Source organism: Polaromonas sp. P1_H6, from assembly GCF_056405195.1.
The window spans coordinates 1-10,248 of the sequence record NZ_JBFUCN010000055.1 but is presented as its reverse complement, the minus strand read 5'-3'; the positions used below and the strand labels follow the sequence as shown (position 1 = coordinate 10,248).

2 protein-coding genes are annotated in these 10,248 nt (G+C 56.9%); both read right to left on the bottom strand.

Annotated features, from left to right (window positions below; translation table 11 throughout):
• The coding region (locus AC1D1F_RS24505) for a calcium-binding protein (protein ID WP_477700873.1) at positions 1-9,488 on the bottom strand (9,488 nt) is incomplete at its 3' end.
• Complete coding sequence (locus tag AC1D1F_RS24500) at positions 9,454-9,969, bottom strand: hypothetical protein (protein ID WP_477697586.1); 516 nt, start codon at positions 9,967-9,969, stop codon at positions 9,454-9,456. The genes AC1D1F_RS24500 and AC1D1F_RS24505, both read right to left, overlap by 35 nt.
• Positions 9,970-10,248 lie beyond the last annotated feature (279 nt).

The window sequence follows — 10,248 nt, the reverse complement described above, 5'->3', positions numbered from 1 at the left end:
CTGTCGAAGCGGAGGGTATCGATGTTGCCAACCGTGGTGTCGTATTCGGTAATGAAGTCCGAGCCATCCCCGCGCTTGTACAGGTACACGTCATTGCCGATATTGCCGTTGAGCGTGTCGTTGCCGGCGCCGCCATCGATCACGTCGCCGAGGATTGACCCCATCACGAGATCATCACCCGCCGTCCCGCCAAACACCGCCATCGCGGTCAGGGCCGGGATATCCCACACCGTGCCGTCGGCAAACTGGACCTGCTCGATTTTGAAGGCGTTGTTGTTGTTGCCGTCAAACCAGTATCGCAGCGTGATCCGGTCCGAGGTACCGTTGATGTTCAGGTACAGATGGTTGTTATCGCGGGTTACCCTGATGTCTGCAGCAGCCAACGAGCTGTCGAAGCGCAAGGTGTCAACGTTGCCGGTCAGGGAGTCGTAATCGCTGATGGTGTCCGAGCCGTCCCCACGCTTGTAGAGGTAGACGTCGTTGCCGATGCCCCCGTCCAACAGGTCGTTACCGCCTTGCCCTTGCAGTATGTCGTCGCCTCCGGTGCCCGAGAGAGAGTCATCTCCCGCGGTCCCACGAACAATGCTCAGGTCCAGCAAGTCGCTTTGATTCCATACCGTACCGTCGGCGAACTCGACGCGCTCGACCTTGTCGGCATCCCCGTCAAACCAGTTGTTCAGGATGATCCGGTCCGTCGTGCCCGTTATGTTCAGGTACAGATTGGCCTGGTCCCGAGTTACATTGATGTCCGTCACCGCCACGGACCCGTCGAAGCGGACCGTGTCGATATTGCCGGCTGTCGCATCGTGGTCCGTGATGGTGTCCGTGCCGTCGCCGCGTTTGTACAGGTACACGTCGTTGCCGTTATCGCCTCGAAGCGTGTCATTGCCGGCGCCGCCCTCCATCGTATCTGCGTCCCCGGTCCCCCACAGATAATCATCACCACTGGTGCCAGTAATCACCGCGGCAGCCACCAAGGCCGTCACCTGGGCCTTGTCCCACACCGTGCCGTCGGCAAACTCGATTTGCTCAATCCGGTACCTGTCGTGGAAGAACCAGTTCTTCACCGTGATCACATCGGCCGTGCCCTCTATGTGCAGATAGAGGTGCCAGGCATCACGGGTGATCTTGACATCACTTGCCAGCACCGCATCGCCAAAGCGAATGGTGTCGACATTTCCCACGGTATCGTCGGACTCAGCGATGGTGTCCGAGCCGTCTCCTCGCTTGTAGAGGTAAACGTCGTTGCCTGCGTTGCCGTACAGCGTATCGTTGCCGGTGCCGCCATCGAACACGTCGCCCAGCATGGATCCCATGATGACATCATCACCCGCCGTGCCCATAAACAGCGCCATCGCCGACAGGGCCGAGGTGCCCCATACAGTGCCATCGGCAAATTCAACCTGCTCTATCCTCCTGTCGCCGTTGCCGAACCACTCGGTCAGCGTGATCCTGTCTGCCGTACCGTTGATGCCGAGATACAAGTTATTGCCGCTACGCGTCACCTGGACGTCAGACACGGCCACCGTGCTGTCGAAACGGAGCGTATCGACATTGCCGGCCAGGGGGTCGTATTCGTTGATGGTGTCCGAACCGTCTCCGCGCTTGTACAGGTAGACGTCGTTGCCGGCACCGCCATTGAGGGTGTCGTTGCCAGCCCCACCGTCGATCACGTCGTCGCCATCGGTACCCGCCAGCATGTCATCCCCGTCGGTGCCCGCAAATACGATGGGAAGCGCATCCACGTCGGCCCTGTGCCAGACCGTTCCGTCGGCGAATTCAATGATCTCGACCTGATGGGCTTCGTCCAGAAACCAGCCGTCAAGGGCTATCCTGTCGCTGGTTCCCTCAATCGTCAAAAAGAGGCTGGAACTGTCGCGCGTGAGCCTGATGTCGCCGGGCGCAACCGTTGCGTCAAACCGGAGCGTGTCGATGTTGCCGGCTGTTTCGTCGTAATCGGAGATCTCGTCATTGCCGCTGCCGCGACCGAAGAGGTACACGTCGTTACCCGTCCCGCCTTCGAGGTAGTCATCCCCCGCACCACCGTCGAGGGTATCGTTGCCGCCATTGCCATACAGCTCGTCGTCGCCGGCCAGCGCATGGAACACCTCGGAAGCCTCCGTGCCGTACAGGACATCGTTGCCTTCGGTAGCCGGCGCCAGGGTAATCAGGCTTTCCAGCATGGCTTCATCCCACACCGTGCCATCGGCGAACTCAACCCGCTCAAGCCGGCTCTCCACAGCACCGAACCAGTCGGTGAGGGTTACAACGTCACTCGTGCCGTCGACACGCAGGTACAAGTCGTAGGCGCCTCGAGAGACCTTGACGTCCGCGGCTGTGACCGTTCCGTCAAACCGCAGGGTATCGATGTTGCCAACCGCTTCATCGTAGTCATTGATGTAGTCCGTGCCGTCGCCCCGGCTATACAGGTATACATCGTTGCCAGCGGCGCCATCGAGAATGTCGTCGCCAGTTCCGCCGGTCAGAATGTCTTCGCCCGCCCCGCCGCTCAGGTAGTCGTCGCCGCTGCCGCCGTCCAGGCTGTCGTTGCCGGCCTGTCCTTCAAGGACGTCATTACCGCCCAAGCCTTCAATGACATCGTCGTTCTCGAAGCCCAGCAGATAGTCATCTCCTTCCGTGGGGTGCAGAACGGCGAGGCCGGCCAGATCTTCCGCGCTCCAGACGGTTCCGTCGGAAAACTCGACCTGCTCGACTTTGAAGGTATCGCCCTGAAACCAGTTGGCCAACGTGACTCGGTCCGTGGTGCCATTGATGGTGAGATAAATATCGTATCCTTGGCGGGTCACCGTGACGTCGCTGGCCAGCACGCCGGCATCGAAGCGCACGGTGTCTATATTGCCGGCCGTGTCGTCGTATTCGTTGATGGTGTCCTGGCCATCACCCCGCTTGAAGAGGTATACGTCGTTGCCGGTATCACCCAACAGCGTGTCGTTTCCACCTTGTCCGTCGAACACGTCCGATGAGGTTGTGCCCACCAGCAAATCATCGCCAGATGTTCCAGGCACGGTAACTGCTAGTTCCTCGGCGTCGATGGCTACATCAAACTCAGCGGAAGTGCTGGCACCAGCGCTGTCAGTGGCGGTTACCTTCAACGACAGCGAACCCTGATCGGCTGAACCGGGTGTTCCGCTGAAGGTCTGTGTCATGGCATCGAAGGTCAACCACTCAGGCAGGGCATCGCCGTTGGCCAGGCTGGCGCTGTAGGTCAGGAGGTCTGATGGGTCCACATCGTAGAAGGTGCCATCTACCGAGAAACTCCATGCTTGGCCCAGTTCGATCTGCTGGTCCGTCAATTCGTGCGCCACCGGGGCGTCGTTGACGTCTGCGATGCTGACGACTAATGGCGCATCCACACACGCGCCATTGGCATCCATCGCGGTCACGATGAGCTGCAGTTCGCCGATGGCCTCTTGTGAAGGAATGCCTGAGAAAGTCCGGGTAGCCGGATCAAATGTCAACCACTCCGGCAGCGGCGACCCGTCAGCCAAGGTGGCGGAAAGTGTCAAAGGCCCGCCCGTGCCGCCCGAAAAAGTCTCGGCAGCAACGTCGTAGCTGAACGATGCGTTCTGGTCCGTCTGCGCAGCTTGCAGCGCCGAAGCCACGGGGGTCAAGCCCTGTTGCCGGGCAATGGCCAATGCGTCGGCCATTGAGATAACCTGGCCGTCCTGGAACTTGAGGAACTCGATGCCCGAACCGGCCACCTCCGCCGCCCCCAGGTCAATAGCGGCCAGCTTGCGCCCGTCGCGCAGGATGATCAAGGAACCTGAGGCGATTCCTTCCCTGTAGTCGGGGTTAGGAACATACCCGAAGCCATCCTCGGATGGAACCCATTGCGCCTGGCCATTGCCCACAAGGCTCCGCAGTCCATAACTCGCATGACCGAATGCAAACTGCAGACCGGCCAGAGTGACGCCTGAACCGAATTGCACCGTATCCACATCGGCATCCATGCCGGGATCCACATAGGAGAAGTCTTCATAGTGATCAAATGATCTGCTCCAGCTGGTCACATCGATATCGGAAACGACGTCCGCATCGGCTGAGCTTTGCCCATAGTCGAACACCAGGTATTGATCTCGGCCGGTGCTTCCCTCCAGCACATCGAGGCCTCGCCCGCCCAGGAGTACATCGTCACGGTCGCTGCCGTACAAAGCGTCGTTTCCATCACCCCCGTCAAGAAATGCCACGGTGGCATGGTCCACAACGACGGGGCCTCCAAAGCCGCCAAGGAGAGAATGATTTTCGACATTGACAACGTCGTTTCCCCCTCCGGCATGCACGATGCCGGCATTGATGGTGATGGTGTTGTCGCTGTCGCCTGATGACACGTCAGCGGCATACGCAGGCATCCAGTCTTTATATTCGGTGTGATAGCCCGTCAGTTGCCATATCGGCGTTTCGTACAGGTCTGTCCGGGTCCCCACATAGTTGTATCCCGTTATCACGTGGCTATCTGGCTCATCGGCGTAAACAGGGCTCCAGGAATTCACGCCAACCGGCAGATGATGCTGGGCGCTCGCTTGTGCAGAAAGAACTGCGTGGACGTACCTATACACCGCCTCACTGAAAATCGAGCCCGTGACGCCACCCAAGGCAGCAACTGACAAAAATCCCGTGACTGTCGCGGTAGCGTATTCACCACCGCGTGCATCCACATACTTGTAGCCAATTACCCCGTAGTCAGGCACCTCAAAAGCAATGGACACCACGCCCGGCACTTCCAGCTCGGCTTCGTCAGACGTCACGGTTTGCCACAGGGCCGTATTCGAATCGCTGTAATCGTAGCGGGCGGGCTTAAATGCACCCAGGCCCGCCGCAGCCGTGATGCCCTGCCAGGCCAGCTGCTGGGCAGCCGCGGCCTGCTGGCTATCTGCTTGGGTATTCGAGGGGTCATTGGCCATCGGCGGAGCCTCTTGCAGAAAGCTGCCCAGCGACCGCTGCTGGTCATTGACGTCAACCGTGATGCGGGTAGCTGCATCGCTGCCGCCGGCAATGCTCAAACGCTGGCCATTGAAGTACAGCGAGATTTCCCCGGCGCTGTCCTGCAGGGCCACTACCGCGCTCAGGTTGACGCCTGTGCCCAGCACAATGACGTCCTGGCCTTCAGCATCTTCGATCCTGTCCTGTTGGCCCGCCGTGCTGACGGCCGCATCAGCCGAAGCGCCCCTGCCAAATGCGTAGACGTCGTTACCTGCGCCGCCCAGCAGCAAGTCGTTTCCTTTGCCGCCCTCAAGGTAGTCATTTCCTGCGCCCCCTGTCAGCACATCATTGCCGCCGCCACCGCGCAAGGTGTCGTTGCCTTCACCACCGTCCAAAGTGTCATTGCCGTCATCGTTGTCCATCGGCTCGCGTGCGTCACCGTACAAGACGTCATCGCCGGCACCGCCATACAGGGTATCGTGCCCACCGCCGCCGTAAAGGGTGTCATCGCCCTCCTCGCCATCGAGGTAGTCGTTGCCGTGAAACTGGCCGTACAACGCGGAGATATCGTCATCACCCAGCAGCAAGTCTTTGCCGGCACCGCCGTACAGGATGTCATCCTGCCCGCCACCGACCAACTGGTCATCGCCCTCGCCGCCATCCAGGTAGTCCTTGCCATGGAACTCACCGTACAGTAACGAGGCCTCGTCGTCTCCGCGCAGTATGTCGTCGCCGGTGCCGCCATACAGGATGTCGTCCTTCCCACCACCCACCAGCTGATCGTTGCCCTCCTCACCATCAAGCTCGTCATTGCCGTGGAACTCGCCCGCGAGGTCGCTTTGCGCGTCATCACCAACCAGCAGGTCGTTGCCAGCGCCGCCATAAAGAATGTCGTCCTTGCCATTCCCAAACAGCATGTCGTCACCGTCTTCGCCGTCAAGGTAATCATTGCCGTGAAACTCACCGACCAAGTCGGTCTTGATGCCGTCGCCCGACATCACATCTGCGCCGGCCCCGCCGTACAGCACATCGTCTTTGCCCCCGCCTACCAAGTGATCCTTGCCTTCGCCACCATCAAGGTAATCACTGCCATGGAACGTGCCAGCCAGACTGCTCTCAAGGTCGTCACCCAGCATGAGGTCATCACCGGTTCCGCCATACAGCTTATCGTCTTTGCCACCACCTACCAGCTGGTCGTTACCTTCTCCGCCATCAAGGTAGTCGTTGCCATGGTATTGACCAAGTAGCACGACATCGTCCGTGTCATCGCCCCATAGCCAATCGTTACCCAGCCCGCCAAAGACCGCATCATCACTGCCGTTCCCGTACATAAGGTCATTTCCCGCACCACCGTCCAGATAGTCGGAGCCATGCTGTGACGCGTCAGCATATAAAAAACTGTTGTTGACGGTAAGCCCATCGCCATGCATTTCGTCATCGCCCTCGCCGCCATCCAGAACATCAGCGCCTTGCAGGCCATAGAGATAATCTTTGCCTTCCCCTCCGTCGATGAAATCGTTTCCCCAGCTCGCAACCACCAGGTCTTCGCCTGCGCCGGCATCAATGTCGTCGCCGTCCAAAGTCTGGATGTTGACTACGCCAGTAACGAAAGTACTGCCGGTTGCCGTAAGGTAGCTTCCCCAGGTACTGCTCTGCGTCACAATCGTGCGCCCCGCAGGTGGGTTCCAATGATCCGTTGGAGTTGTCCGGTGGGGTACGGATACGTTTTGTCCACTGAAGATGTAGTCGTTGCCAGCACCACCTTTAATAGTGTCCGAGCCAGCTCCGCCGCCGATCAAATCATCTCCGTCGCCACCGTCGATCTGGTCATTACCCGCTCCTCCGGAAAGTGCGTCGTTCCCCCCCAGGCCAGTGATCTTGTCGTTCCCGGCCCCAGCCAGAATCACATCGTTGAAGTCAGCGTCAACCACACCGCCGGTCAGCGTACCGTCTGGCGCCCAGCTTGTAGCGGCCCAGTCGTAATATTCCTCCCCGGTGGGAGTGGTTGCAACTTGGCCATGCTGGTCCCCTTTGTAGACGTGAGCAAACTCGCCGGTATCTTTAAGGTTGATGTTCCAGTTATTGGAGGTCGCCGTTTGGCTCCCTGACGTTGTAGCCAGATAGTCAACACTCAGCACCGCAGCGCCGTCGGCCGTCACATCACCTTGTTGCAGCAATGAAATCTTGAGCTCTGTTTGGCCCTCGGTCAACGTGATGACTGCCCCATCGGCATCGATCACGTTGTCACCCTGCTTGATCTTGAACTTGTCCGCCAGCGCGGAGAAGTGAAGCGTGACGGTATCACCGGCCTTGGCAGCCTTGTTCAAAAAGACGCTATAGGAAGTAGCCGTGCCTTCTGGGATATCCGTCGTGCCCGTCACGGCGGCGGGGTTGAAGCTGGAATCCTGGAAAGGGTTGGTGCCGCCGCCTTCCTTGATGATGAGTTTGAGCGCACTTTCAAGCTTGATGCCGAGATAGCCTTCAGCCTGTGCCTTGGCAAGATCAAAGTTGCTAATGGTGATGGTGTCGACAACATTGCCGAGGCGAGTGATGACGAGTTTCTTTCCGGTAGAAGAATGAGCATCGTCGTAAATCGTCAGTTCGACTTTACTGTCGGAGGCCAGATCGGCAGCCCAAATGTTGCGTTGGCCGTTGGCTTTAGCATCGCCGATGGTTGAGTCGTCTATCTTGACAATACCCAAACCATCTGCATCCAAGACGGTGTCTTTACCGAAGGCACCGGTAAATAGGTAAGTGTCAGTGCCTGTCCCGCCTTTCAGTTTGTCAGTACCTTCACCTCCGTCCAAGATGTCGTCGCCACTACCGCCAAGCAAGGTGTCGACACCATCGCCTCCGCTCAAATTGTCATTGCCTTCATTGCCTTCGATGTAATCGTCACCTGCTTTAGCATTGATGTAATCGTTGCCTGCGCCTCCGTACAGACGATCACCCAGACCAAACGCTGTCGCATCCGACCCGACCAAGCCGTTGTCTTGCGCATCGCCAAACATGACTTGCTGCGCTTCTTGGCCATTTGGGTTACCGACCCCGCTGAACTTAATGCTTTGACCACTGAAAAAGTCGGCATAGGTGTAGTTAGCGTTATTCTTTCCGCGAATTGGGATGTCGTAGCTCTTATCAGCTGAACTCTGCTCGACAAGACCCAACAACATGGCTTGACGGTCAAGCAGGTAGACATCAGTAAAGTTTTGTTGGCCTGCATCCTTTTGCTGTTGAGTTAGCAATTGGTCAGCTTCCCACTGTTGCGCTAGCATGGCGTTGACTTGCTTGAGAGCTGCAAGAGCCGTAGAGTCGTTGGTGCCTATAACTGCAGGACTCAAGACCTTCAGGCTAAGCAAGGCACTGAAGTCTGTTTTGGCCTGAGTGGCTAGACTGCTACCGGGAAGACTGATCTTTAACTTTCCTGCCAACTCAGTAAAAATAGGGCTATCGGCTAGCTGTTTTAAAACTTGATAGTAGGTAACACGACTAGGAGCACTGGCGCTTACGTCGCCCACAGGAATGCCACCTAGACTCGGCGCAATCAGCATACGACGCATTGCGTTAAGTACACCTTCAATCGAAGCAGCGGTCTTGTTACTTCCCGCCTCAAGCAGTAGGTTGAGTGTTCCCGTAGTGAAGGTTGTGTCTAGCTTTGATAGCACGTTACCCAAGGCCAACGCATCCGTCATCTTGAACATGAAGTGATTGCCAACCTGCGTCGCATCCATTTCATTAAAAAGCTCGACGCGGTTACCAGCTTGAGTGAACCATGAATTGTTCGTAGTGAGATTCAGGCCATTTTTTGCAAAATAATTGGTCTGTTCGGTTTCATTGGGAAAGCGCCCTATGCCATAACTCACTCCAATGAGGTTTTGCAGTTCCGTGAAGACAGCCTCGCTACCAGGTGCAAAGCCAGCGCTATTGAAAGTGCTTGTGTGCTGCACATGTGCTTGACTACCGAACAGCCGCGTGAACGCAGAGGCCAGATAGCCGCCCAGACTGTGACCATTGACCTCGATGCCACTGACGAGGTGAGCGGCAGTAATGCGACCAGTCCCAACGTCTGGGTCAGCTTCAATGAAGGTAGGACCGCCGGGCACTGGAAGGGCCAACGTGATTTGGCGGACAGGCTCGCCCGCCACTCCCGTTTCACGAAACCACCAATTGACCATATCCATAAGTTGCAGACGAGCGTTACCAGTGATTGCCAAGTCGGCATCTGTGACGAACAAATCCTGACCTGGCTCGGTTCCTCGCATGGAGACAAAAAGCTTGCCATCAGTCTGCCGCCAAACCGTCGCATCGAACCCGGACCCCACGATATCCCCGCTTTGAATTTGAGCGACTACGCTGAAATTGCTGGCAATATAGTCAGCCAGCGTTGGGGTCATTCGAGGCGAAAGGTTTGTTTGAAGGTCGCCAACAATTTTCAATGGATCAATGTTGTGGACATAGGTGGCATCTGCCAGAAGTGCATTGATGTAGGTGTTATTGATGGTCGTCATTGCTTCATTTCCCCGCTTTTGTGTCGATCTTGAATTCATACTTTTCTGACACAGGCAGATTGCCCGGCCCAGAACAGGTAGATGGGAAAATTGTCATCGGTGTCGTCTCCTGCCCTCCAGAAAGCGCGCTCATCAACTTACCACCCATTGCAACAAGATAGCCATTACTCCCCAATTCTTCTTGTGTCACAACATCGCGATAACTGACCTTGGTGTAGTAAATCCTTATCACCGTTTCATCAGTATCTCGGTTTGCCGGATCGTTCACCATACGAACCGTCTTCCCTTTGATCTTCTCCGCGTCAATTTTTAGTACTGCGTTTCTCCTGCAAAGTGCCCTGAACTGAAACCCTCCGATGATTTCGTCGACCAAAGGTAGAACAATCAATGAGAGAGTCATCAACCACACCAAGCTATTGCGCAGAATTCCAGCTCCCATTTTTCTGGTCAAATTCCTAACCAACCAATACGCGGCAAGAAACCAGCAGATAAAAAAAGCAAGGCCTAACAATCCAGTCATAGCAGGCCTTCAGTTCCTAAGTAGCCACAGTACAACGCAAATACCAGCTCGCGGCAGACCTTTTGTTAGCTTTAATCATAAATTCCTCTTTCACGTTGATGACTGTACGGCCCACGCACTAAATCACTCGTCGCTCCCTCCCCGACTCCTGCACCGTCTCTGCACAGGCGACAGCAAATACTCGAGCACCGTCCGCTCGCCCTGATTGATCCCGGCCACGACCGGCGTGCCGCGTAGCCAGGAGCCTTGCGGAAAGCCTGTGTCATATCCTTTAGCCCA

Excerpts from the sequence above, each read along its gene's own strand:
- AC1D1F_RS24500 (WP_477697586.1), bottom strand. The coding sequence starts at position 9,969 with ATGACTGGATTGTTAGGCCTTGCTTTTTTTATCTGCTGGTTTCTTGCC.